Raw genomic sequence first — 23,467 nt, 5'->3', positions numbered from 1 at the left:
GGTCAGGGCCGTGCGTCGCGGAAGCGGCGGCGGTCCTGGGACGGGCCCGGAGGCGCGTCCGCCAGCGACAGCACCGTGTCGTCGCGGCCCGCGACGACCGGCCCCCGCGAGCGCGCCGCCTTCGCCCGGTACTGCGCGGCGTCCGCGAGACGGAAGAGGCGGCGGGCCGAGCGGACCGGCCCGATCGGGTCGCCCGTCGACGCGACCCCGCAGGCCACCCCTTCGCCCAGCTTCAACTCACCGGCCCGCTCGCAGAGTTCCTCCGCGACCTTCACCACGTCGTCCGCCGAGGGCCCCACCGTCAGCAGGCAGAACTCGTCGCCGCCCAGCCGCGCCGCCAGCGCGCCCGGCAGCATGGCCCCGCACAGCGACAGCACGGAGCCGAAGCGCTCCAGCAGGCGGTCGCCCGTCGCGTGGCCGAGCGTGTCGTTGACGCGCTTGAGGCCGTTGAGATCGCAGACCACCAGCGAGAGCACCGAGCCGTCCGCCCGGTGCTGTTCGAGCGCCTCGTCGAGGCGCAGGTCGACCGCCCGCCGGTTCGCGAGCCCGGTGAGCGGGTCCGTGAACGCCAGCCTGCGGACCTCCTCCAGCCGCTCCTGCTGGGCGAGCCCGGCCGCGACGACCTGCGCCAGCACGGTCGCGAAGTCCGCGTCGTCCCGGTCGAAGACGGGCTGCCCGACCGCCCTGGCCACGTACAGCTCGCCCCATGCCCGCCCGTGCAGCACGATCGGCGCGACGACGCAGCAGCCGCGCCCCCGCTGCCGCAGCGCGTCGACCCGCTGATGGCTGTAGCCCTGCTCGCCCTCCGCCGGGCCCTCCGCCGTCTCGACCCATGCACGCGGCGCACCGCCCCCGGCCCACTGCTCGTGGAGGAACTCCGTGATCTCCGGGAAGCGATGCACCGGATAGGTCTCGCCGTCCGGGAACTCCTCCTCGTCCGCGGCACGCTCCCCCGCGTTGACGAGCACCTTCAGCCGGCCACGCTCCCGCTCCCAGACCGAGAGCGCGCCGAAACTCCCGGCCAGCGCGTCGCACGCGCCCACCGCCGCCGCCCGCCACGACTCCCGCGGAGTGTGCGAGGCGGCCATCGACTGTGCGAGCGCCACCACGGCTCGCAGCCGTACATCCTCACCCATTACCCCAGCTTAGGGAGTTTTGTACGGGTTTCACTCGCCGGGCCACTCCGGCTTCCGCTTCTCGTTGAAGGCCGCCACACCTTCGGCCCGGTCACCGGAGAACGCCACCGACCGCCATGCCGCGTCCTCGACCTCCAGACCCGCCCGCAGGTCCAGCCCCTGACCGAGCCGCAGGGCCCGCTTCGCGGCCCGCAGCCCGACCGGGGAGTTCGCGGCCATCCGCGCCGCCAGCGCGAGAGCGGCGGTACGGGCGTCCTCGGCCAGCTCGTCCACCAGGCCCAACTCCCGCGCCTCGCCCGCCTCCACCCGCCGCGCGGTGAAGACCAGCTCCGCCGCCCGGGCCGCGCCCACCCGTCGCGGCAGCAGCTGCGTACCGCCGCCGCCCGGGATCACGCCCACCGACACCTCGGGCAGCCCGACGACCGCGGTCGCGTCGGCCACGATCACATCGCAGGCGAGCGCCAGCTCGAACCCGCCACCCAGCGCGAACCCGTGCACCGCGGCGACCGTCGGCATGGGCAGCTCCAGCACCCCGGTGTACGCCGCGCGGGCGGTCGGCCGCTGCCGCACCAGCTCCGCGTCCGTGAAGGAGTTCCGCTCCTTGAGGTCGGCGCCGACGCAGAAGGCCCGTTCGTTCGAGGAGGCCAGGACGGTCACCCGGACCGTACGGTCACCCGCGAGCGCCTCGCAGGCCGTGCCGATCGACCGGGCCATGTCCGTGGAGACGGCGTTCATCGCCTTGGGCCGGTCGAGCACCAGCTCGGCGACGTGCCCGCCCTCGTGCCGACGGACGACGACGAACTCCCCGAAGCGCTGCTCGGACATGGGTGCACCCTCCTGGTTAACGGTCGTTACCAGGGGGATCCTAGGTGGGGCGCCTCGTCAACAGCCAGGGCTCGACCACACCCAGTCCACGCACCGGCCGCTGCCACATGGGCTGCAGCGCGAAACGGTACTTCGAGGCGGCCACCGGCTCCTCGCCCTCCTTCTCGGCTGCGGCCGCCGCCTCCGCGGCCTCCGCCTCCGACACGGGTGCGTCCCCCGTACGCGACAGCTCCTCCGCGAACGCCCCGTCCACCAGGACCGCGTCCTTCGGCGCTATCGACGTCAGCCGGCTCGCCAGGTTCACCGTCGTACCGAACACGTCGCCCATCCGGGTCGTGACCGTCCCGAACGCGATACCGACCCGCAGCGCCGGCATGGAGTCGTCGTTCGTCAGCGTCTCGATCAGCCGCAGCGCGATCTCCGCGGCCGTACCGGCGTCGTCCGCCGCGTACAGCACCTCGTCCCCGAGGGTCTTGATCAACCGGCCGCCGTGCGCGGCGACCAGGTCGGCGCAGGTCGTCTCGAAGGCCTCGACCAGCTCGCCGAGCTCCTCCTCCTCCAGACGGCGGGTGAGCCGGGTGAATCCGACGAGGTCCGCGAAACCGACCGCGAGCCGCCGGTCCACCATCTCCTCGTCGTCCGCGGCCTGCACGACCCGGCCGGTGGCGGCGGCCAGCTGGCGCCGCCACACATAGACGAGGAACTCCTCCAGCTCCGGGAGCAGCAGCTCGACCAGCGGATAGGTGACCTCGGTACGGGTCATCCCCGGCTCGGGCGGCTCGGTCAGACCCTCCAGGAAGGAGTCGATCTGCCATTCCGCGAGCCGCGCCGTGGTCTGCCCGGTCGACCGCGCCACCTGCACCGCCATCGGCTCGCTCAGCAGCCCTGCCTCCACCAGACCGGCGAGCCGGCGCAGCGCGAGCACATCGGCCTCGGTGAGCGCCTTGGCCTGGCCGATGTCGGCGAAGCCCATGGCCCGCCAGAAGCGGGAGGCCAGGTCCATGGAGACCCCGGCGGTCCTGGCGGCCTGGAACGGCGTGTAGCGCCGGTCGGCGCCGAGGATCAGCTGCTCCAGACGGATGGCGAGCGGGTCCTTGGTCGGCTCGACGGTGTGGTCGACCTCGTGGTGCGGCGTCGGGTGGACGTCCGACGTCTGCTTCCTGCCGGAGCCGGAGGCGCCGCCGCCCGAGGGGCCGTCGCCGGAAGCGCCCGCGCCGGAGGTCGTGTCGTCGACGGTCACCGGCCGCCTCCTGCCCGTTCCGTGCGCACTGCCCTGCCGATCTGTCGTGCCGTGCTGGTCCGCTGGTCCGCGTACGACCGCGGATGCCCGGCGCGGCCTCAACGATACGGCAGGTGTGCCCTGGCTCACGTCCCGGCGGCCCGCCCCGTCAGGGGGTGTCCTGGCCGCCCGGCCGCAGGTGGACGATGTCACCGGCGCCGATGGGGTGATCCTTGCCGTCCGGAGTGGTCACCACCAGTCGTCCGTCGCTGTCGATCGCGACCGCCTCGCCGACCAGCGTCCGGTCGCCCGGCAGCTCGGCACGCACGGTGAGGCCCAGGGTGGAGCAGCCCGCCGCGTACGTCTCCTGGAGCCGTGAGGCGTGCGCGTCGCCGTTGGCCGCGCGCCAGGTCCCGTACCAGTTCTCCAGCGAACGCAGCAGGGCCCGCAGCAGCGGGTCGCGGTCGGTGGAGATGGCGTCGGCGAGGACGAGGGAGCCCGCCTGGGGCACCGGGAGCTCGTCCTCGCGGAGGGTGACGTTGATGCCGATGCCGATGACGACGCCGTCCGTGCCGACCCGCTCGGCGAGGATGCCGCCGGTCTTGCGCTCCTCGCCGCCGACCTTCACCAGCAGGTCGTTCGGCCACTTGAGGGTGAAGTCGGCGCCGGCCGCCCTGGCCAGTCCGGTCGCGGCGGCGACTCCGGTGAGCAGCGGCAGCCAGCCCCAGCGGTCCACGGGCACGTCCGGCTTGAGCAGGACGGACAGGAAGAGCCCGGAGCGCGCGGGCGCCGTCCAGCTGCGGTCGAGGCGGCCGCGCCCCGCGGTCTGCTCCTCGGCGACGAGCACGGCCCCCTCGGCGAGCTCACCGGCGCGGGCGGCGAGATCGGAATTGGTGGAGCCGGTCGCCTCGACGATGTCGAGCGAGGTCCACAGACCGCCGGGGCGGATCAGGGCGCGGCGCAGCGCGGTGGCGTTCAGCGGCGGACGGTCGAGATCGGACCAGCGGCCGTGGAAGGCGTCGTGAGGCGTCATGCCGCACAGCTTGAACCCTTCGGTCCCCGCGGCGCGAACCACGCGGAGGACCGTGTCGGGTCACGTGCGCAAGCACCCCGGGGTGTGGCCAACGCCGCACTGCCGAACCGTATCCGCGCCGATACGCTACGAGTCAGTAGCCAGACCTCTCTTCACCGTAGCCAACACCCCCGTGACCAGGCAGGGAGCCGCATCCCGATGTCCGAGCCGGCAGAGCACCACGAGATCGACATCCACACCACCGCTGGCAAAATCGCGGATTTCCAGCGCCGTGTCCACGAGGCGACGCACGCGGGCTCCGAGCGCGCGGTCGAGAAGCAGCACGCCAAGGGCAAGCTGACGGCCCGTGAACGGATCGAACTCCTCCTCGACGAGGGGTCGTTCGTCGAGCTGGACGAGCTCGCACGACACCGTTCGACCAACTTCGGCCTGGAGAAGACCCGACCGTACGGTGACGGTGTCGTCACCGGCTACGGCACGGTGGACGGCCGGCCGGTGGCCGTGTTCTCGCAGGACTTCACGGTCTTCGGCGGGGCGTTGGGCGAGGTGTTCGGCCAGAAGATCATCAAGGTGATGGACTTCGCGCTGAAGACCGGCTGTCCGGTCATCGGGATCAACGACTCCGGCGGCGCGCGGATCCAGGAGGGCGTCAGCGCCCTGGGCATGTACGGCGAGATCTTCCGCCGGAACACCCATGCCTCCGGCGTGATCCCGCAGATCTCGCTGGTCGTCGGCCCGTGCGCGGGCGGGGCCGTCTACTCCCCCGCGATCACCGACTTCACGGTCATGGTGGACCAGACGTCGCACATGTTCATCACCGGACCCGACGTCATCAAGACGGTCACCGGCGAGGACGTGGGCTTCGAGGAACTGGGCGGCGCCCGTACGCACAACACCACGTCCGGTGTCGCGCACCACATGGCCGGCGACGAGAAGGACGCGATCGAGTACGTCAAGTCGCTGCTGTCGTACCTTCCGTCGAACAACCTGTCCGAGCCGCCGGCCTTCCCGGAGGACACCTCGCTGGACCTCACCGCCGAGGACCAGGAGCTGGACACGCTGATGCCGGACAGCGCCAACCAGCCGTACGACATGCACACGATCATCGAGCATGTGCTGGACGACGGTGAATTCCTGGAGACCCAGGCGATGTTCGCGCCGAACATCGTCACCGGCTTCGGCCGGGTCGAGGGCTTCCCGGTCGGTATCGTCGCCAACCAGCCCATGCAGTTCGCGGGCTGTCTCGACATCGACGCCAGCGAGAAGGCCGCGCGGTTCGTGCGCACCTGCGACGCGTTCAACATCCCGGTGCTGACGTTCGTGGACGTGCCCGGCTTCCTGCCGGGTGTGGACCAGGAGTACGGCGGCATCATCCGCCGCGGCGCCAAGCTGATCTACGCCTACGCAGAGGCGACCGTCCCTCTGATCACCGTCATCACGCGCAAGGCGTTCGGCGGCGCGTACGACGTCATGGGCTCCAAGCACCTGGGCGCGGACCTGAACCTCGCGTGGCCGACGGCGCAGATCGCGGTGATGGGCGCGCAGGGCGCGGTGAACATCCTGCACCGCCGCACGATCGCGGCCGCCGGGGACGCGGAGGCCCAGGAGACGGTCCGCGCCGAACTGATCGCGGACTACGAGGACGCCCTCCTCAACCCCTACACCGCGGCCGAGCGCGGCTACATCGACGCCGTGATCATGCCGTCCGAGACCCGCGCGCAGGTGGTCAAGGGCCTGCGTCAGCTGCGGACGAAGCGGGAAAACCTTCCCCCGAAGAAGCACGGCAACATCCCCCTGTAGATCCCCGAGACCGCGAGGAGCCGCGATGATCAAGGTCGTACGGGGAAACCCGACCCCGGAGGAGCTGGCCGCCGCCCTGGCGGTGGTCCAGGCGCGCGCCGCGGCGACGGCCTCGGCCTCCTCGGGCGCGCCGCAACCGCCCGAGGAGTGGTCGGATCCCGCACGGATCGCGCGGGCCCGGGCCCTGCGACCGGGCCCCCGGGCCTGGACGCGCACGTTCTGGCCGGGCTGACTGGTCCATCGGCACCGGGCGCCTGAGTACGCGTACTCAGGCGCCCGGGCCGTCCCGCCAGCACGATCGGAAGCATGCTGTGGTCCGACCCGGAGAACGAACCCCCACAGGACATGCGCGACATGCAGGCGATGCTGCGCCGCGCGGGAATCCTGCTGGCCCTCGCCATGATCGTCGCGATGTTCGTGGTGGGCCTGCACTGACCGCGCCGGGCCGCCTGCGACGTGCCGTACCGCGAGGCCGGAGCCCGGCTGCCGTACAGCGAGGCCGGCACCCGGCGCCCACGTGGCCCCGTGCCCACGCCGGCCGCCCGCACCAGGACCGCGGCCCGGGGCGGTCGTCGCGTATCCCTGGTCCGCGCCCACGCGGTCGCACACGGCGCCTACGATGGCCCGCATGAGTGATCAGCGCCGTCGTGTCGTGCTTGCCTCCGCCTCGCCCGCCCGACTCAATCTGCTCCGGGACGCCGGGCTCGCGCCGGAGGTGATCGTCAGCGGTGTCGACGAGGACGCGCTGACCGCACCCGATCCGGGCGCGCTCGCGCTGGTCCTCGCCGAGACGAAGGCCGCCGCGGTGGCCGGGCGGCCCGACGCCGCCGGCGCCCTCGTCATCGGCTGCGACTCCGTCCTCGAACTCGACGGTGAGGCCTTCGGCAAGCCCGCCGACGCGGAGGAGGCCACCACCCGCTGGAAGTCCATACGCGGCCGCGCCGGCATCCTGCAGACCGGCCACTGCGTCATCGACACCGCTTCCGGCCGCCGCGTCTCCGCGACCGCCTCCACCACGGTCCGCTTCGGCGAGCCGACGGACGCCGAGATCGCCGCGTACGTCGCCAGCGGCGAACCGCTGCACGTGGCGGGCGCGTTCACGCTGGACGGCCGCTCGGCGCCGTTCGTGGACGCCATCGAGGGCAGCCACGGCAATGTCATCGGGCTGTCGCTGCCGCTGCTCCGGCGGCTGCTGGGCGAGCTGGGGATCGGGATCACGGACCTCTGGGTCTGACGCGGGCCGTACGCCGGCGGGCGCCGCGCCCCGGGAGAGTCCTCAGGCGGTGGCGGCGCCGTCGCTGACCACGGGGCCGCCGTCCTCGCTCTTCTCCGCACTCTTCTCCGCGCCCGGCGTGCCGTACGCGACGAGCGACAGCACGACCAGTCCCAGCACCACCATCAGGAACGCGAACGCGTGCCAGCCGACCAGACCCACGGTCAGCGCACCCAGGACACCGTGCACGACCGCGCAGCTGACCAGCAGGATGCGGCCGAAGCGGCCGGGCGCACGGTCACGGATGCCCGCCACGAGAAGGACCGTGCCGCAGGCGGCGAGGAAGACGCCGAACACCCCGCCCATCACCCACGTGCCCATGGCCATGGCTTCGGGGTCGAGGCCGTCCAGGGACATGTTCTGCTTGCCCACGAAGGTGGCGAGAACGCCGTTGATCACCACGATGCCCACGGCTTCCAGATAGAGCACGATCGCGGCCACCACGGCCACCGGTCTGCGCACCACGGCGCCCACCCCTTTGGTTCACAGCCTCTGTTACCAGCAGTACGAACGACACCGCGAACGCTACTAACGGGTAAACCCGTGGACAAGGGTCCGGGCACAGGCAAAGAATCATTCGGCCATTCGTAGGGACTCCACAAAGAAACGCGTGGCGCCGCTGGCCGCCCGGGCAGAGACCTTGACCACATCGGACGGCTACGCTGCTCAGGAGGAACCCGGCGTACCGTGGTGCGACAAGGGCTTTCGCGATACGGATACGCCTCGGATCACCCTCCGTGTGGGCAAGCTCACGACTGGGAACGGGTCGAAAGGCCGTGTCGGTAGTCCCTAAACTCAGCGTGTTTCAGCGAAGTCTTCGGCGCGGTGACCTGCCGAGTGCTCCGGTCCCGGCGCGCCCGGACCGGGGACCGGCCCGCGGCGTAGCCGCACACCGGGGGTGGGATCCCCCGGAATAACAGCAAGGAGGGAGCCATCGTGCGCAAGGTGCTCATCGCCAACCGAGGCGAGATCGCTGTCCGCGTTGCCCGTGCATGCCGGGACGCCGGGATCGCGAGCGTAGCCGTCTACGCCGACCCGGACCGTGACGCTCTGCACGTCCGCGCGGCCGACGAAGCGTTCGCCCTGGGCGGTGACACCCCGGCAGCCAGCTATCTGGACATGGCCAAGGTCCTCCAGGCCGCGGCCGACTCCGGCGCGGACGCCATCCACCCCGGTTACGGCTTCCTCTCCGAGAACGCCGACTTCGCCCAGGCCGTCATCGACGCCGGGCTGACCTGGATCGGCCCCCCGCCGGCCGCGATCCGCGACCTGGGCGACAAGGTGGCCGCCCGTCACATCGCCCAGCGCGCCGGTGCCCCGCTGGTCGCCGGCACCCCCGACCCGGTCTCGGGCGCCGACGAGGTCGTCGCCTTCGCCAAGGAGAACGGGCTGCCGATCGCCATCAAGGCCGCCTTCGGCGGCGGCGGGCGCGGCCTGAAGGTCGCCCGCACGCTGGAGGAGGTCCCGGAGCTCTACGATTCGGCGGTGCGCGAGGCCGTCGCCGCGTTCGGTCGCGGCGAGTGCTTCGTCGAGCGGTACCTGGACAAGCCCCGGCACGTGGAGACCCAGTGCCTGGCCGACCAGCACGGCAACGTCGTGGTCGTGTCGACCCGTGACTGCTCGCTGCAGCGCCGGCACCAGAAGCTGGTGGAGGAGGCCCCCGCGCCGTTCCTCACCGAGGCGCAGAACGCCGAGCTGTACCGCGCCTCCAAGGCCATCCTCAAGGAGGCCCGCTACGTCGGCGCGGGCACCGTGGAGTTCCTGGTCGGCGTGGACGGCACGATCTCCTTCCTGGAGGTCAACACCCGGCTGCAGGTCGAGCACCCGGTCACCGAAGAGGTCACCGGCCTCGACCTGGTGCGGGAGATGTTCCGCATCGCCGACGGCGAGAAGCTCGGTTACGACGACCCGCCGCTGCGGGGTCACTCCTTCGAGTTCCGTATCAACGGCGAGGACCCGGGCCGTAACTTCCTGCCCGCGCCCGGCACCGTGACGTCCTTCGTCCCGCCCACCGGTCCCGGTGTCCGCCTGGACGCGGGCGTGGAGTCCGGCAGCGTCATCGGTCCCGCGTGGGACTCGCTGCTGGCGAAGCTGATCGTCACCGGCGCGACGCGCGAGCAGGCGCTGCAGCGTGCGGCGCGGGCGCTGGCGGAGTTCCAGGTGGAGGGCATGGCCACGGCCATCCCGTTCCACCGTGCGGTGGTCGCCGACCCGGCGTTCACCAGCGACCCGTTCCGCGTCCACACCCGCTGGATCGAGACCGAGTTCGTCAACGAGATCCCGGCGTTCGCCGCTCCGGCCGACGCCGAGGTGGAGGACGAGCCGGGCCGCGAGACGGTCGTGGTCGAGGTCGGCGGCAAGCGCCTGGAGGTCTCGCTCCCCTCGTCGCTGGGCATGACCCTGGCGCGTACGGCAGCGGCCGGCGGTGCCAAGCCGAAGCGCCGCGCGGCGAAGAAGTCCGGGCCCGCCGCCTCCGGCGACACGCTGGCCTCCCCGATGCAGGGCACCATCGTCAAGGTCGCCGTCGAGGAGGGCCAGGAGGTCAAGGAGGGCGACCTCGTCGTCGTCCTGGAGGCCATGAAGATGGAGCAGCCGCTGAACGCGCACCGCTCCGGCACGGTCAAGGGGCTGAACGCCGAGGTGGGCGCCTCGCTCACGTCCGGCGCGGTGATCTGCGAGATCAAGGACTGACGTCAGCCTGACGCGTACGGGGCCCGCCGGAGTCGTCCGGCGGGCCCCGTCGGCGTTGCGCGGCGATGGCATTCTGGGTGCCATGACGACGAGTACGGCAGCTGATCCGGTACCGGGCGGCGCGGCACGGCCGATGCGGGCCGACGCGCGCCGCAACTACGAGCGGCTGCTCGTCGAGGCGCGCGCGGCGTTCGCCGAGCACGGAACGGACGCGTCGCTGGAGGACATCGCACGGCGGGCGGGCGTGGGCATCGGGACGCTGTACCGGCACTTCCCGAACCGGCACGCGCTGATGAACGCGGTCTTCCAGGACGCGCTGGAGTCACTGCTCTCCCGGTCGAGGGAGCTGGCCTCGGCGGAGCAGCCGTGCGCGGCGCTCGTGGAGTGGCTGCGTGCCGTCGTCACTCATGCGGGTGAGTATCGCGGCGTCGCACGCGCGCTCATGTCCGCCTCGCACGACGCGAGTTCGGCCCTCTCCCAGTGCAGTGTCCCCCTGCGCGAGGCGGGCGCCCGTCTCCTCGCCCGCGCGCAGCAGGCGGGCACGGTCCGCACCGACGTCTCCGTCGCCGACCTGATGCAGCTGACCAACGCCATCGCGCTGGCCGCGGAGCAGGCCCCCACGGACCCGGAACTCGCCGACCGCCTGCTGACCCTGACCCTGCGGGGCCTGAAGCCGTAACCCGGGCGGTACGGGCTCACGGAGCCCCCGCGAGGGACACCCCGCAGGGGCGTCCCCGTCGGACGGAAGGGTCAGCGGCGGCGGAGGTCGGCCACGCGGCGGTCCGGGGCGTCCGTGGAGAGGGACGTGGCCGGGCGGAGGGTCGGCGTGGGGTGCGTGCGGCGCTGGCCCGGGAGGGGGACCTCGCGGCGGGCGCGGGGGGTGTCGACCGTGCCGCCCGCCACCGCGACCTGCACGCCCTGGTCCGCGAGCGCCTGCAGCTCCGTCACCGCGCGGTCGTCGTGCGGCGGGGGCTCGTCCGTCACCAGGCGCGTGATCACGTCCGTCGGCACCGTCTGGAACATCGTGTCCGTGCCCAGCTTCGTGTGGTCCGCCAGGACCACGACCTCGGCCGCCGCCTGCACCAGCGCCCGGTCGACGCTCGCGGACAGCATGTTGGACGTGGACAGCCCGCGCTCCGCGGTCAGCCCGCTGCCGGAGAGGAACGCACGGGAGACCCGCAGCCCCTGCAGCGACTGCTCGGCCCCGCTGCCGACCAGCGCGTAGTTCGAGCCACGCAGCGTGCCGCCGGTCATGACGACCTCGACCCGGTTGGCGTGCGCCAGCGCCTGGGCGACCAGCAGGGAGTTGGTGACCACGGTCAGCCCCGGAATCCGCGCGAGCCGGCGCGCCAGCTCCTGCGTGGTCGTACCGGCGCCGACCACGATGGCCTCGCCCTCTTCGACCAGGGCCGCGGCGGCGTCGGCGATGGCCGTCTTCTCCGCGGTCGCGAGATGGGATTTCTGCGGGAAGCCGGACTCTCGCGTGAATCCACCCGGCAACACCGCACCGCCGTGCCGGCGGTCGAGGAGTCCTTCTGCCTCCAGCGCCCGCACGTCCCGCCGTACGGTCACTTCGGAGGTCTGGACGACGCGGGCGAGCTCACGGAGCGACACGGCACCGTTGGCACGCACCATTTCGAGGATCAATTGACGACGTTCTGCAGCGAACACGAAACTGACAGTAACCCCAGCGGTCTAGGGGTTTCAGCACTTTGCGCCGAATTGGGGAAGTTGCGCACACAGGGACCCCTGAAGTGGTATAGGCGCCCTGCCCGATCGTCCCGGCTTGCCGGGGTTGATCCCCGCCGCGCCGGCCACCGGCTCCGCTACGCCTCGCCCATCGCCTTCCGCGTGTGCAGCTGGCGGGCGACCTCCGCGATCGAGCCCGACAGCGACGGGTACACCGTGAACGCGTTTGCGATCTGTTCCACCGTCAGGTTGTTGTCGACCGCGATCGAGATGGGATGGATCAGTTCCGAAGCGCGCGGCGACACGACCACTCCGCCGACCACGATGCCCGTGCCCGGACGGCAGAAGATCTTCACGAAGCCGTCCCGGATGCCCTGCATCTTGGCGCGCGGGTTGCGCAGCAGCGGCAGCTTGACGACGCGGGCGTCGATGACGCCGCCGTCGACGTCCGCCTGCGAGTAGCCGACGGTGGCGATCTCCGGGTCGGTGAAGACGTTCGAGGAGACCGCCTTCAGGTTCAGCGGGGCCACCGCGTCGCCGAGGAAGTGGTACATGGCGATACGTCCCTGCATCGCCGCCACCGACGCCAGCGCGAAGATCCCGGTGACGTCACCGGCCGCGTACACACCCGGCGCCGTCGTGCGCGAGACCTTGTCCGTCCAGATGTGCCCGGACTCGGTGAGCTTGACCCCGGCCTCGTCCAGACCCATGCCCGCGGAGTTCGGGATGGCGCCGACGGCCATCAGACAGTGCGTGCCCGAGATGACCCGGCCGTCGGCCAGCGTCACCTCGACCCGGTCGCCGACCCGCTTGGCGGACTGGGCGCGGGAGCGGGCCATGACGTTCATCCCGCGGCGCCGGAAGACGTCCTCCAGGACGGCGGCGGCGTCCGGGTCCTCGCCCGGCAGCACCCGGTCGCGGGAGGAGACGAGCGTGACCCGGGAGCCGAGCGCCTGGTAGGCGCCGGCGAACTCGGCGCCGGTGACACCCGAACCGACCACGATCAGCTCTTCGGGCAGCTCGGTCAGGTCGTACACCTGGGTCCAGTTGAGGATCCGCTCGCCGTCGGGCTGCGCGTCCGGGATCTCGCGGGGGTGACCGCCGGTCGCGATCAGCACGGCGTCGGCCGTGAGCGTCTCCTCGCTGCCGTCCGCGGCGGTGACGACCACCTTGCGGGAGCCGTCCATGGCCTGCATGCCCTGGAGCCGGCCCCGGCCGCGCATGACGCGGGCGCCGGCACGGGTGACGGAGGCGGTGATGTCGTGGGACTGGGCGAGCGCGAGCCGCTTCACCCGTCGGTTGACCTTGCCGAGGTCGACGCCGACGATCCGGGCCGCCTGCTCGATGTGCGGGGTGTCGTCCGCGACGATGATGCCGAGCTCCTCGTGCGAGGAGTCGAAGTTCGTCATCACCTCGGCGGTGGCGATCAGGGTCTTCGACGGCACGCAGTCGGTGAGGACGGACGCCCCGCCGAGGCCGTCGCAGTCGACGACGGTCACCTCCGCGCCGAGCTGGGCGCCCACCAGGGCCGCCTCGTATCCGCCGGGTCCGCCACCGATGATCACGATCCGGGTCACTGGGGTCACGCCTCGCGCTCTCGCTCGCTCTGCCGGGGGTCGGTCCCACCCATTGTCCCGCACGCTTCAAGGTGCTTCGCGCCGGGGCCTCGGTACCGGCCGGGATCCGGGCCCCGCGGACGCGCCTCTCGATCGGGGCCCGTCCGTCGGGACGGGCGGTCACGGCTCCCCCTCCCGTACCCTCGATCCCATGTCGCTCTACGCCGCGTACGCCGGCAACCTCGACGCGCGGCTCATGACCCGCCGCGCACCGCACTCGCCGCTGCGCGGCACGGGCTGGCTCAACGGCTGGCGGCTGACGTTCGGCGGCGAGCAGATGGGCTGGGAAGGCGCGCTGGCCACGATCGTGGAGGCCCCGCGCTCACAGGTCTTCGTCGCGTTGTACGACGTCGCTCCGCTGGACGAGGACTCGCTGGACCGCTGGGAGGGTGTCGGGCTCGACATCTACCGGCGCATGCGGGTGCGGGTGCACACACTGGACGGCGAGGAACCCGCCTGGGTGTACGTGCTGAACGGATACGAGGGAGGGCTGCCCTCCGCCCGCTACCTCGGCGAGATCGCCGACGCGGCCGAGTCCGCCGGCGCACCGCACGACTACGTGATGGAGCTGCGCAAGCGCCCCTGCTGAGCGACGGCCCTCTCGTACGCCCGGCCGGAGCCGGTCCGTGCGTCCCCTTGTACGTTCCCACGAGGAAACGTTCACAGAGTCGTGAGCATCCTCATCTACGCGCGTAGGGCTTCTCGGGCTACCCTTTTCCCGTGAACGTTTCAGTTACCCCGGACCCCCACGCCGCCGCCGACGCCGCGGCCGCGCGCCTGCGCGAGCTGACCGGCGCCGAGACCCATGACGTCGCCCTGGTGATGGGCTCGGGCTGGGCGCCCGCCGTCGATGCGCTCGGCGCCCCCGACGCCGAGTTCCCGGTCACCGAGCTGCCCGGCTTCCCGCCGCCGGCGGTCGAGGGCCACGGCGGCAAGATCCGCTCGTACAAGATCGGTGAGAAGCGCGCGCTCGTCTTCCTCGGCCGTACGCACTACTACGAGGGCCGCGGCGTCGCCGCCGTGGCGCACGGAGTGCGCACCGCCGTCGCCTCGGGCTGCAAGACCGTCGTGCTGACCAACGGCTGCGGCGGCCTGCGCGAAGGCATGCGGCCCGGCCAGCCGGTCCTCATCAGCGACCACATCAACCTGACCGCCGCCTCCCCCATCATCGGCGCGAACTTCGTGGACCTGACCGATCTGTACTCGCCCCGGCTGCGGGCGCTGTGCAAGGAGGTGGACGCGACGCTGGAGGAGGGCGTGTACGTCCAGTTCCCCGGCCCGCACTACGAGACCCCGGCCGAGATCAACATGGTCCGCGTCATGGGCGGCGACCTGGTCGGCATGTCCACGGTGCTGGAGGCGATCGCGGCCCGCGAGGCCGGCGCCGAGGTGCTGGGCATCTCGCTCGTCACCAACCTGGCGGCGGGGCTGTCGGGCGAGCCGCTGAACCACGAAGAGGTCCTGCAGGCCGGGCGTGACTCGGCCGCGCGGATGGGCGAGCTGCTGACCCAGGTGCTGGCCCGTATCTGACGGGCCCTCGCCCCGGTGCCCGCGCGGTGCCGGGGCCGCTTCGCCGCCCGGCGGCGACCCCGCCCTCAGCGGGTGGACGCGGCCGAGCGGGGACGCGTAGCTCACTGCGACAACGACATCAGAGAGGCACATCACCGTGGCGCAGGACCTGATCACGCAGGCCCGGGCTTGGCTGGCCGAGGACCCCGACGCGGAGACCCGGGACGAGCTGGGCAAGCTCATCGAGGCCCAGGACACGGCGGAGCTGGGCGCCCGGTTCGCCGGGACGCTGCAGTTCGGGACCGCCGGGCTGCGTGGCGAGCTCGGAGCCGGGCCGATGCGGATGAACCGGTCCGTCGTCATCCGCGCGGCCGCGGGCCTGGCGGCGTACCTCAGGGCCCAGGGCCACGGCGACGGCCTCGTCGTCATCGGATACGACGCCCGTCACAAGTCCGCGGACTTCGCCCGCGACACCGCCGCCGTGATGGTGGGCGCCGGGCTGCGCGCCGCACTGCTGCCGCACCCGCTGCCGACGCCCGTGCTCGCGTTCGCGATCAGGCACCTGGGCGCCGTCGCCGGTGTCGAGGTCACGGCGAGCCACAACCCGCCGCGCGACAACGGCTACAAGGTCTACCTCGGTGACGGCTCCCAGATCGTGCCCCCGGCCGACGGCGGGATCGCGGCGCAGATCGACGCCGTGGGGTCCCTGCACGACGTACCGCGTCCGCGGGACGGCTGGCAGACGCTCGGGGACGAGGTCCTTCAGGCCTATCTGGAGCGGACGGACGCCGTGCTGAGCCCCGGCTCCCCGCGGACGGCCACCGTCGTCCACACGGCCCTGCACGGCGTCGGCACGGACGTGGTGCTGGCCGCCTGGAAGCGGGCGGGCTTCCCCGCGCCGGTGCTCGTCGAGGAACAGGCCGAGCCGGACCCCGACTTCCCGACGGTCGCCTTCCCCAACCCGGAGGAGCCGGGCGCGATGGACCTGGCGTTCGCCAGGGCGCGCGAGGCCCGTCCGGACATCGTCATCGCCAACGACCCCGACGCGGACCGCTGCGCGGTCGCCGTCCCCGACGACACGGTCGACGGCGGCTGGCGCATGCTCCGCGGCGACGAGGTCGGCGCACTGCTCGCCGCGCACCTGGTGCACAAGGGCGCCCGTGGCACGTTCGCCGAGTCGATCGTGTCGTCGTCGCTGCTGGGACGGATCGCCGAGGCCGCCGGGCTCGGGTACGAGGAGACCCTGACCGGCTTCAAGTGGATCTCGCGCGTGGACGGCCTGCGGTACGGGTACGAGGAGGCGCTCGGCTACTGCGTCGACCCCGACGGCGTCCGCGACAAGGACGGCATCACCGCCGCGCTGCTCGTCGCCGAACTGGCCTCGGAGCTCAAGGCGCAGGGCCGTACGCTCTCGGACCTGCTGGACGACCTGGCCGTCACGCACGGTCTGCACGCGACCGACCAGCTGTCGGTGCGGGTGGAGGACCTGGGCGTCATCGCGGACGCCATGCGCCGGCTGCGCGAGCAGCCGCCGGTGCTGCTGGCCGGGCTGCGGGTCGTGTCGGCCGAGGACCTGACGCAGGGCAGCGAACAGCTGCCGCCGACGGACGGTCTGCGCTACCACCTCGACGGCGCGTACACGGCGCGGGTCATCGTCCGGCCGAGCGGCACCGAGCCCAAGCTCAAGTGCTACCTGGAGGTCGTGGTCCCGGTCGCCGGGGCGAGCGGGCTGACGGACGCGCGGGCCCGGGCGGCGGAGGTCCTCTCGGCGGTCAAGCGCGATCTGGCGGCCGCCGCCGGCATCTGACGGCTGCGGGGGCCGCCGCCGGCATCTGACGGCTGCGGGCCGGGACTTCCGAAGGCCGCGGGCGCGGCCGCGGCACCCGCGCCCGCGCGGTCTACTTGCGGGTGATTTCCGTACGGCAGTTGACGCAGCGGCCCGTGCCTGCCCCCGCCGCGCGGGCGATGGTGGCCCCGAGCAGTGCCCGTCGAGTCACCGGAGCCACGCCCGTGCCCCCGACCGCAACGCATCACGTCACCGTCCCCGCCTCCCGCCGGCCACCCGCCCCGGGAGGCGGTCCCGTACCGGGCAGGGAGAACCGGCTGTTCCGGGCGCTGACCCGGGCCGCGCCCGCGCTGCTCGGCTATGTCGCGGTACGGCTGACCGGGCTTCTCATCCTCGCGCACTGGTCGCACCTCAAGGGGCAGACGCTGTGGCCGGCGCTGGCCACGTCCTGGGACTCCGAGTGGTATCTGGGGATCGCCGACCACGGCTACGAGCACCGGCTCGGCACCGCGATGGAGTCGAACAACCTCGCCTTCTTCCCGCTGTATCCGATGCTGGTCAAGGCCGTCGCGGGGGTGACACCGGGCAGCCGTGCCTCCGTGGCCCTGGCCCTGGCGATCGGGTCGTCCCTGGTGGCCGCGTGGGGGATCTTCGCGGTCGGCGAGCGGCTCCACGGGTGGCGTACCGGGACGGTCGCGGCGGTGCTGTGGGGGGCGATGCCCGTCGCGGTCGTCCAGTGGATGGGCTACACCGAGTCGCTGTTCACGGCGTTCGTCGCCTGGGCGCTGTACGCGGTGCTCACCGGCCGCTGGCTGTGGGCGGGCTGGCTCGCGACGCTCGCCGGGCTGACCCGCCCGACGGGCATCGCGATCGCGGCGGCGGTGACGCTGGCCGGACTGGTGGCGCTCGTCCGCACCCGTGAGCTCCGCCCGCTCGCGGGCGCGCTGATCGCCCCGCTGGGCTGGTGCGGATACGTCACGTGGGTGGCGCTGCGGCTCGGGCGGTGGGACGGCTACTTCGCCGTGCAGGAGCGGTGGAAGAACGCGTGGGACGGCGGGCGTCTGACGCTGGAGGAGCTGACGAAGCAGCTCGCCTACCGCCCGCACCCGCAGCTGCTGATGGTGGTGGTCTCCGTCGTCCTGCTGGTGTCCACGGGGCTGTACCTGCTCTGCCTCACCGACCGGCAGCCGCTGGTGCTGCTGGTGTTCACGGGCGTAATGCTGCTGATCGTGCTCGGCAGCGGCGGCGTCTACTTCCCGCGGGCCCGCTTCCTCCTGCCCGCCTTCCCGCTGCTCCTGCCCGTCGCGGCGGGGGTGGCACGGGCGCGGCGGCCGGTGGCCCTGCTGGTGCTGGGCGGGGCGGTGCTGTCGTCGGCGTGGCTCGGCGGACATCTGCTGCTGGTGTGGCAGGGGCCGCCGTGACCGGGGGCAGCTCCGGGAGTCTCTTTCAGGCCGTCAGGGCACTCCCCTCCAGGGCGCCTTCGCAGCACCTTCAGGGTTCGCGCGCGGGCGAGACGCGTTCGAGGTAGCTGAAGCCGGTGTCCGGGCCGAGGCAGCTCTGCAGGGTGATGTCGCCCCAGTAGAGACCGCTGTTGGAGCCGCCCTGGCCGGGGGTGACGTAGGTGGCGTAGACGCGGTACCTCAGCTCGCCCTTCGGGCCGGTGATCCGCACGTCGGTGCCGACGGGGAGATCCGCGAACAGGTCGAAGCCGCAGAAGTCATGACCGACGATCACCGAGGTGTCCAGCTCGAAGCCGTTCTCCCTGCCCGGCTCGGGCCCGTCGAAGAGGACCGCCGTCCGGCAGGCGTCCACCTCCTGCTGGCCGCCACGGCGCAGCGGCCGGGACCAGCCGCCGATGTGGAGGACGGTCTCCTTCGGGTCGTACGCCGGAACCCGCGACGCGCGGGACTCGCGTGCCGCGGGCTTCGCGGTCGACGGCGCGGCGGCACGCGACGGTCCGGCGGGTCCGGCGGCTCGGGCGGTCGTCGGGGGCTCGGCGACGCGGGACGGCGCAGAGCCCTCGGGCTGCGCGCTGCGGGACGGCGCAGGGCTCCCGGCCGGCGTCCGGGGCGATGCCGACGACGCCGAGGGCGACGAGGCGGACGCGCCCGGCCGCCCGGAAGGGTCCGGGCGCGGGGCGGCGGGCTGCACGGACCGGCCCCGGCCGGCATCGGCCTGCCCGCCGGCGGGGGTGGGGGCGGGGGCGCACGAGGCGAGCGCCCCCGCGAGGGCGGCGCAGACGACGGCGCGGGCCCAGCGGTGTGTGACGTGCGGGACCACGTTCCCCCTCAGCCGAAGCGGCCGTTCACGTAGTCCGACGTCCGCTCGTCCTGGGGCGAGGTGAACATGGCCTCCGTGTCGCCGTACTCGACGATCACGCCCGGGGTGCCCTGCTCGGCGAGGAAGAAGGCGCAGCCGTCCGACACCCGCTGGGCCTGCTGCATGTTGTGGGTGACGATGACGATGGTCACCTCGCTCGACAGCTCGCCGATGGTCTGCTCGATACGGCGCGTCGAGGTCGGGTCGAGGGCCGAGCACGGCTCGTCCATCAGCAGCACGCGCGGACGCACCGCCAGCGACCGGGCGATGCACAACCGCTGCTGCTGGCCGCCGGAGAGCGCGCCGCCCGGCTGGCGCAGCCGGTCCCGCACCTCCTTCCACAGGCCGCCCTTGGTCAGGCACTCCTCGACGAGGTCGTCCCTGTCGGCGCGGGAGGCCTTGATGCCGTTCATCTTCAGGCCGGCCAGGACGTTGTCGTAGATCGACATCGCCGGGAAGGGGTTCGGCTTCTGGAAGACCATGCCGATCTCGCGGCGGGCGTGGGTGATACGGCGTCCGCGGTCGTAGATGTCGTCGCCGTCGAGCAGCACCTGTCCGGCCAGCGACGCGGAGCCGATCAGCTCGTGCATCCGGTTGAGGATGCGCAGGAACGTGGACTTGCCGCAGCCGGACGGGCCGATGAGCGCCGTCACCTTCTGGGCGGGCATGGTGAGCGACACTCGGTCGAGGACCTTGTGGTCGCCGAACCAGGCGGAGATGTCACGGGCTTCGAGCGTCGCGGGACGCCCGCCGCCGACGGCGGGCAGCTTGACGGTGGGGTCGATGGCGTCGGTGGTGGTCATGGTGTGGGCACCTCGGGTCGCGGCGGGGTCAGAGGAGGTTGGGGAGGAGCCGGGTGAGGGCGCCGGACAGGGCGATGCCCACGGCCCCGAGGACGGGGACACCGACGATCCAGGTCTGCCAGCGGCCCCAGCGGCGAAGGGTCCAGGTCACCGCCGCGGCCACGACGAGCAGCAGCTGGCTCCACAGCAGGATCGGCAGCCAGGCGTCGGGATCGCCTTCGAGCACTTCCTCGGCCCGGCTCATCCGGCCGGGGTCGAGCACGCGGGCGGGACGCGGCTGGAGCTCGGAGGTCAGCTCGGCGTCGACCCGCAGCACCCCTGAGGGCGTGTAGGGGGAGCCGGTGGCGGTGACCAGCGTGAGCCGGCCCTGTCCCTCCTTGGCGAACGGGACGGGGTCTCCGGCGCGGCGGAGCCCGACGACCTTGTACGTGTGCTTGCCCTGACCGGTCGTCACCTCGATCCGGGCGCCCGCATCGAGGCGATCGAGGTCCAGGAAGGGGCTGCCGTAGCCCCACTGGCGGCCCAGGATGACGCTCGTGCCGGCCTGGCCGGGCAGCGCGGTGTCCCGGCTGTGGCCGGGGCCGCCGGTGAGGACGGAGGACGTCGTGCCCTCGAAGACCACCTCGCGCAGTCCGATGGCCGGGACGCGGAGCACGGCGACCGGGGCGCCGGGCGTCAGCAGCGTGCCGTCGACGTCGGTCTGCCCGACGGGGGCGACGCCTTCGGCGAGCTGTTTCCGCAGGTCGGCGTAGCCGATCTGCTGGGCCCTGGCGTGCTGGAGGTGGCCGACCACGGTGAGGTTGGCGACGAAGCCGAGCAGCAGCGCCGCAAGGATCATCAGGGCGGCGCCCGGTACGGCGAACGCCGGGTCGGGGGCGGGGGGCTCGGGCAGGGATCTGGTGGTCTCGCCGGCCGGCGTACCGTCCGTCGGCGGCTTCCACACAGCCGCGGCGTCGGTCTCGGGCGGAGACGACAGAACGGTCACGGTGACGCGCTCCTCGCTGTCGGTCGTTCGGTTCTTACGGAAACGGGGCGGTTCCGGGGCAGGTTCTGGACGGGTCCGGCACGGGTTCGGGACGGGTCCGGCACGGGTTCCGGCACTGCGGCCGCCGGGCGGCGGGGCCTGGACACCCCGGCCGCCCGGCAGGAACGAACGGGCCTCAGTCGCCGGCAGGCGGCCCGAACGTGAGCAGCCGGCCCGAACGGCGCGCCTGGACGACGACCACGGCGCCGGCCGCGATCAGCAGAGCGGCGCCGATTCCGAGCCCGAGCGCCATGCCACCGGTGGAAGCCAGCGGACCGGTGTTCTCCTCGCCGCCACCCGAGCCGCCGCCGGAGCCGCCACCGGAGCCGCCACCTTCGGCCGTGCCGCCGGAGTCCGTGCCACCGCTGTCCGCTCCGCCGGCATCGGTGCCGCCGGAGTCGGCGCCGGAGGTGGCGGACGGGTCGTCCGACGGATCGCCGGAGGGGTCGCCGGAGGGATCGTCCGACGGGTCGTCCGACGGGTCGTCGGACGGCGCGTCACCCACGGTGAAGGCGAAGTCGACCTTGGTGCCGCCCTTGGCGCCCGTGAAGGAGAGCGTGGCGGGCCCGTCGGCGGCGCCGGCGGGAACGGTGAACTCGTAGTCGTTCAGGATGCCCGCGGCGTCGGCGGTCCCGTCGGCCAGCGGGGCCTGACTGCCCGAGAGAGCCGCGCCGACCGTCTCGCCGGGCTGGTAGCCCTTGATGACGAGCTTGATCTTCTGACCGGCTTCGAGGGTCGCGTTCGGCTCGACGGTGTCGCCGCTCTCGTCCCGGGCCCGCACGGACGGTGCGTCGACGAAGGCGTAGCCGACGTTCTCCGACTGGCTCCCGTGGAACTTGGTCGCGTCCGTCGCGGCGAACACCGCGTTCAGCTCCGAGAGTTTCACGGGTGCGGCCGCCGTGAGTTCCAGGGTCGCGGCGCCGCCCACCACCGGGACCGGGGCGCCCTGCGAGACGCCCCCGACCTTGAAGCTGACGATGCCTGCGGCGTCGGACGGGGTGACGGTCGCCGTCAGCGTGTACTTGCCGCCGATGCGCACCTGCTGGGCGGGGCTCACCGCGAGGGTGGTCGTCGTCTCCACGGCGGGTGCGACCGGCTCCTTCACCCGCCAGGTGTCCCCCGTGACCTCGATGTAGAGGCTGAAGTACTTGGTGAGGTCCGGAGCACCGGTCGCCGGCTGGCACAGGACACGCATCTCGTAGTCACCGGAGGGAGTGGCCTCCTGCAGCACTTCCGCGAGCGACTTCGCCGTTCCCGTCGTGGGGACGGGGACGGTGAAGCCGGCCTGGTCGTACGGGGCGTTCTGGGTGATGTTCATGGCCATCCACGAGGCGGCCGTGGCACCGCGCTTGACCACGCCGACGGCCGCCTTCGCCTGGAAACCCTCCGGGCAGGCCTCGGACACCGTCACCGACTGGAGCATCGGCTTGGTGGTGATGCTCCCGGTGGCGGGCGTCGCCGTGACCGTCCCGGTCTCCGCCGCGTTGGTCGTGTCCGCCGCGGCGATGACCACCACTCCCGACGTCAGGAGCAACGCCATCAGCGTCATCATGAGTATGTGCAGTCTTCGTTTCACTTCAGCAGCCCCCAGCAGGTCGAAGGATGGTGGGTGGGACGGAGCGCCTGTGCGCGGACGCGCCCGGAGCCGGGCACCTGGAAGGTGCCCGGCCGGACGATCAGTTGTGGTGCGGGGGCAACGGTCAGCTCTCGCCGGTGAACGCGACGGTGCCGCAGTTCGCGAGCGTGCCGAAGCCGTACTGCTGGATGACCGTGCTGTTGCAGGCCTCCGAGCCGGCGCCGACGAACGCGCCGATGATGTTCGCCTCGCCGGTGCGGGCGGTCTCGACGACGTTGTAGACCTCACGCTGGATCGGGAAGGCGGCGTTGAACACACCGCCGACGACCGCGTCCTGGCCGTCGATGGACAGCAGCTCGGCGGCCTCACGGCGGTCCGGGACACCCGGCAGGCCGTTGCCCTGGGCGATGTACTGGGCGATCGAGTACGGCATGATGTCGCCCTCGTTGACCAGGGCGCCGCCGTCGTGCTCCTGAACCGCCGCGCCGCCGTTGGTGTCCTTCACGCAGGACGGCAGGGTGGTGGCGTTGATGCCCATCTCGGCGGCCCAGTAGGTACGCGTACCCGAACCGGCCTGCGGGATCAGGGGGTTCACCGTGATGCCGTCGACCACGGTGGTCTCGCACGTGTAGATGGACTGCAGCTCGGCCTTGGTGAAGGTGTGGAACAGCAGGCCGCTGTCGTTGCGCACCGCCACGGTCACCGCGTCCTTGGCGAAGCGGTACCACGTCAGGTCACTGGTCGACGTGTTGTTCGGGCCACGGGAAGAGCGGGCGGCGTCGATGCAGTTCACCGCGGGGTCGGCGATGTCGGCGTTCAGCGCGTTGATGCCGGCCGAAGAACCGTTCGGACGCGTGACGGTGTCACAGACGCCGGCGGGAACACGGGTGTCGATCGTGGCGCTGCCGATCGCGTCGTAAGAGCCGATCAGGGAACCGGCGCTGCTGAGGCCGTTCATCACGTACTGAGTGGTGTCGGAACCGACGGCGACGACCGGACGGGGGGCGGTCGGGTCGGCCTGCGCCGGGGCACCGAGGACGGTGGTGCCCAGGGCAACGGCGCCGAGGACGACACCAGCACGCTTGGCGGACTTCAGGTTCATCTTTCCTCCGTAATTCGGATGGAATTTCAGGTGAGACACTGCATCGAATCCTGGATTCTTTTCCGC

At 72.4% G+C, this 23,467-nt stretch carries 22 protein-coding genes; 10 read left to right on the top strand and 12 right to left on the bottom strand.

All coding sequences use genetic code 11. From position 1 onward, the window contains the following. Positions 1-2: 2 nt before the first annotated feature. The 4 genes from OG766_RS22310 to OG766_RS22295 form a co-directional block, all read right to left on the bottom strand. Positions 3-1,136: a GGDEF domain-containing protein gene (locus tag OG766_RS22310; protein WP_266382081.1), complete on the bottom strand. Its 1,134-nt coding sequence runs from the start codon at positions 1,134-1,136 to the stop codon at positions 3-5. A gap of 30 nt (positions 1,137-1,166) precedes the next feature. Continuing rightward, on the bottom strand, positions 1,167-1,961 hold the full coding sequence (locus OG766_RS22305; protein WP_266382078.1) for an enoyl-CoA hydratase/isomerase family protein: 795 nt from the start codon (positions 1,959-1,961) through the stop codon (positions 1,167-1,169). Positions 1,962-2,001: 40 nt separating this feature from the next. Beyond that, entirely contained in the window at positions 2,002-3,201 is a 1,200-nt protein-coding gene (locus OG766_RS22300; protein WP_328726041.1) for an adenylate/guanylate cyclase domain-containing protein, read from the bottom strand. Positions 3,202-3,349: 148 nt separating this feature from the next. Next, positions 3,350-4,213 (bottom strand): biotin--[acetyl-CoA-carboxylase] ligase, encoded by an 864-nt coding sequence (locus OG766_RS22295; RefSeq protein WP_328726040.1) that lies wholly within the window; start codon positions 4,211-4,213, stop codon positions 3,350-3,352. Positions 4,214-4,411: 198 nt separating this feature from the next. On the opposite strand from OG766_RS22295, the gene OG766_RS22290 reads away from it, so the two are divergent. The 4 genes from OG766_RS22290 (at position 4,412) to OG766_RS22275 (ending at position 7,247) form a co-directional block, all read left to right on the top strand. After that, positions 4,412-6,013 (top strand): acyl-CoA carboxylase subunit beta, encoded by a 1,602-nt coding sequence (locus OG766_RS22290; protein WP_266382069.1) that lies wholly within the window; start codon positions 4,412-4,414, stop codon positions 6,011-6,013. A 25-nt stretch (positions 6,014-6,038) separates the two neighbouring features. Beyond that, on the top strand, positions 6,039-6,245 hold the full coding sequence (locus tag OG766_RS22285; protein ID WP_266382066.1) for an acyl-CoA carboxylase epsilon subunit: 207 nt from the start codon (positions 6,039-6,041) through the stop codon (positions 6,243-6,245). 74 nt (positions 6,246-6,319) lie between these two features. Then, positions 6,320-6,448, top strand: a complete 129-nt coding sequence (gene mmpB / locus OG766_RS22280) for a morphogenic membrane protein MmpB (RefSeq protein WP_266382063.1) — start codon at positions 6,320-6,322, stop codon at positions 6,446-6,448. A gap of 184 nt (positions 6,449-6,632) precedes the next feature. After that, positions 6,633-7,247 (top strand): nucleoside triphosphate pyrophosphatase, encoded by a 615-nt coding sequence (locus OG766_RS22275; protein ID WP_328726039.1) that lies wholly within the window; start codon positions 6,633-6,635, stop codon positions 7,245-7,247. 42 nt (positions 7,248-7,289) lie between these two features. Here the strand turns inward: OG766_RS22275 and OG766_RS22270 are convergent, their stop codons facing one another. After that, the gene (locus OG766_RS22270) at positions 7,290-7,760 is read right to left on the bottom strand and encodes a hypothetical protein (RefSeq protein WP_266382057.1); all 471 of its coding nucleotides are present in this window, start codon (positions 7,758-7,760) and stop codon (positions 7,290-7,292) included. Positions 7,761-8,222: 462 nt separating this feature from the next. Between OG766_RS22270 and OG766_RS22265 the strand changes: the two genes are divergently transcribed. Both OG766_RS22265 and OG766_RS22260 read left to right on the top strand, forming a co-directional pair. Continuing rightward, positions 8,223-9,977 (top strand): acetyl/propionyl/methylcrotonyl-CoA carboxylase subunit alpha, encoded by a 1,755-nt coding sequence (locus tag OG766_RS22265; protein WP_266382054.1) that lies wholly within the window; start codon positions 8,223-8,225, stop codon positions 9,975-9,977. 133 nt (positions 9,978-10,110) lie between these two features. Further along, complete coding sequence (locus OG766_RS22260; protein WP_443045613.1) at positions 10,111-10,656, top strand: TetR/AcrR family transcriptional regulator; 546 nt, start codon at positions 10,111-10,113, stop codon at positions 10,654-10,656. Positions 10,657-10,727: 71 nt separating this feature from the next. Here the strand turns inward: OG766_RS22260 and OG766_RS22255 are convergent, their stop codons facing one another. Further along, a complete protein-coding gene (locus OG766_RS22255; protein WP_266382048.1) occupies positions 10,728-11,648 on the bottom strand; it encodes a DeoR/GlpR family DNA-binding transcription regulator in 921 nt (306 codons plus the stop codon). A gap of 155 nt (positions 11,649-11,803) precedes the next feature. Next, positions 11,804-13,243, bottom strand: coding sequence for an NAD(P)H-quinone dehydrogenase (locus tag OG766_RS22250; RefSeq protein WP_266384390.1), 1,440 nt, complete (start codon positions 13,241-13,243; stop codon positions 11,804-11,806). A gap of 190 nt (positions 13,244-13,433) precedes the next feature. Here OG766_RS22250 and OG766_RS22245 point away from each other — a divergent pair, with 190 nt between their 5' ends. The 4 genes from OG766_RS22245 (at position 13,434) to OG766_RS22230 (ending at position 17,998) form a co-directional block, all read left to right on the top strand. Next, complete coding sequence (locus tag OG766_RS22245) at positions 13,434-13,871, top strand: gamma-glutamylcyclotransferase (protein WP_266382045.1); 438 nt, start codon at positions 13,434-13,436, stop codon at positions 13,869-13,871. A gap of 131 nt (positions 13,872-14,002) precedes the next feature. Continuing rightward, a complete protein-coding gene (locus OG766_RS22240; protein WP_266382042.1) occupies positions 14,003-14,812 on the top strand; it encodes a purine-nucleoside phosphorylase in 810 nt (269 codons plus the stop codon). 136 nt (positions 14,813-14,948) lie between these two features. After that, positions 14,949-16,598, top strand: coding sequence for a phospho-sugar mutase (locus tag OG766_RS22235; protein WP_328726038.1), 1,650 nt, complete (start codon positions 14,949-14,951; stop codon positions 16,596-16,598). 203 nt (positions 16,599-16,801) lie between these two features. Beyond that, positions 16,802-17,998 (top strand): mannosyltransferase family protein, encoded by a 1,197-nt coding sequence (locus OG766_RS22230; RefSeq protein WP_328726037.1) that lies wholly within the window; start codon positions 16,802-16,804, stop codon positions 17,996-17,998. 70 nt (positions 17,999-18,068) lie between these two features. Here OG766_RS22230 and OG766_RS22225 read toward each other — a convergent pair whose 3' ends face one another. The 5 genes from OG766_RS22225 to OG766_RS22205 all read right to left on the bottom strand — a co-directional run bounded on the left by OG766_RS22225 (position 18,069) and on the right by OG766_RS22205 (position 23,401). After that, a complete protein-coding gene (locus OG766_RS22225) occupies positions 18,069-18,857 on the bottom strand; it encodes a hypothetical protein (protein ID WP_328726036.1) in 789 nt (262 codons plus the stop codon). A gap of 8 nt (positions 18,858-18,865) precedes the next feature. Beyond that, positions 18,866-19,699, bottom strand: a complete 834-nt coding sequence (locus tag OG766_RS22220) for a phosphate ABC transporter ATP-binding protein (protein ID WP_266382032.1) — start codon at positions 19,697-19,699, stop codon at positions 18,866-18,868. Positions 19,700-19,727: 28 nt separating this feature from the next. Continuing rightward, entirely contained in the window at positions 19,728-20,684 is a 957-nt protein-coding gene (locus OG766_RS22215) for a sortase (RefSeq protein WP_328726035.1), read from the bottom strand. 175 nt (positions 20,685-20,859) lie between these two features. Beyond that, on the bottom strand, positions 20,860-22,263 hold the full coding sequence (locus OG766_RS22210) for a hypothetical protein (protein ID WP_328726034.1): 1,404 nt from the start codon (positions 22,261-22,263) through the stop codon (positions 20,860-20,862). Positions 22,264-22,423: 160 nt separating this feature from the next. Beyond that, the gene (locus OG766_RS22205; protein WP_266382024.1) at positions 22,424-23,401 is read right to left on the bottom strand and encodes a hypothetical protein; all 978 of its coding nucleotides are present in this window, start codon (positions 23,399-23,401) and stop codon (positions 22,424-22,426) included. Positions 23,402-23,467 lie beyond the last annotated feature (66 nt).

The sequence above is a fragment of the Streptomyces sp. NBC_00259 genome (assembly GCF_036181745.1).
Lineage (GTDB): Bacteria > Actinomycetota > Actinomycetes > Streptomycetales > Streptomycetaceae > Streptomyces > Streptomyces pratisoli.
Note: the sequence above shows the minus strand (reverse complement) of the source record. Positions and strands in the feature narration are given on the sequence as shown.

Coding starts and splice junctions, on each gene's coding strand:
- OG766_RS22310 (WP_266382081.1), bottom strand. CDS start 1,136: ATGGGTGAGGATGTACGGCTGCGAGCCGTGGTGGCGCTCGCACAGTCG.
- OG766_RS22305 (WP_266382078.1), bottom strand. CDS start 1,961: ATGTCCGAGCAGCGCTTCGGGGAGTTCGTCGTCGTCCGTCGGCACGAG.
- OG766_RS22295 (WP_328726040.1), bottom strand. CDS start 4,213: ATGACGCCTCACGACGCCTTCCACGGCCGCTGGTCCGATCTCGACCGT.
- OG766_RS22290 (WP_266382069.1), top strand. CDS start 4,412: ATGTCCGAGCCGGCAGAGCACCACGAGATCGACATCCACACCACCGCT.
- OG766_RS22285 (WP_266382066.1), top strand. CDS start 6,039: ATGATCAAGGTCGTACGGGGAAACCCGACCCCGGAGGAGCTGGCCGCC.
- mmpB (WP_266382063.1), top strand. CDS start 6,320: ATGCTGTGGTCCGACCCGGAGAACGAACCCCCACAGGACATGCGCGAC.
- OG766_RS22275 (WP_328726039.1), top strand. CDS start 6,633: ATGGCCCGCATGAGTGATCAGCGCCGTCGTGTCGTGCTTGCCTCCGCC.
- OG766_RS22260 (WP_443045613.1), top strand. CDS start 10,111: ATGCGGGCCGACGCGCGCCGCAACTACGAGCGGCTGCTCGTCGAGGCG.
- OG766_RS22245 (WP_266382045.1), top strand. CDS start 13,434: ATGTCGCTCTACGCCGCGTACGCCGGCAACCTCGACGCGCGGCTCATG.
- OG766_RS22220 (WP_266382032.1), bottom strand. CDS start 19,699: ATGACCACCACCGACGCCATCGACCCCACCGTCAAGCTGCCCGCCGTC.
- OG766_RS22210 (WP_328726034.1), bottom strand. CDS start 22,263: ATGGCGTTGCTCCTGACGTCGGGAGTGGTGGTCATCGCCGCGGCGGAC.
- OG766_RS22205 (WP_266382024.1), bottom strand. CDS start 23,401: ATGAACCTGAAGTCCGCCAAGCGTGCTGGTGTCGTCCTCGGCGCCGTT.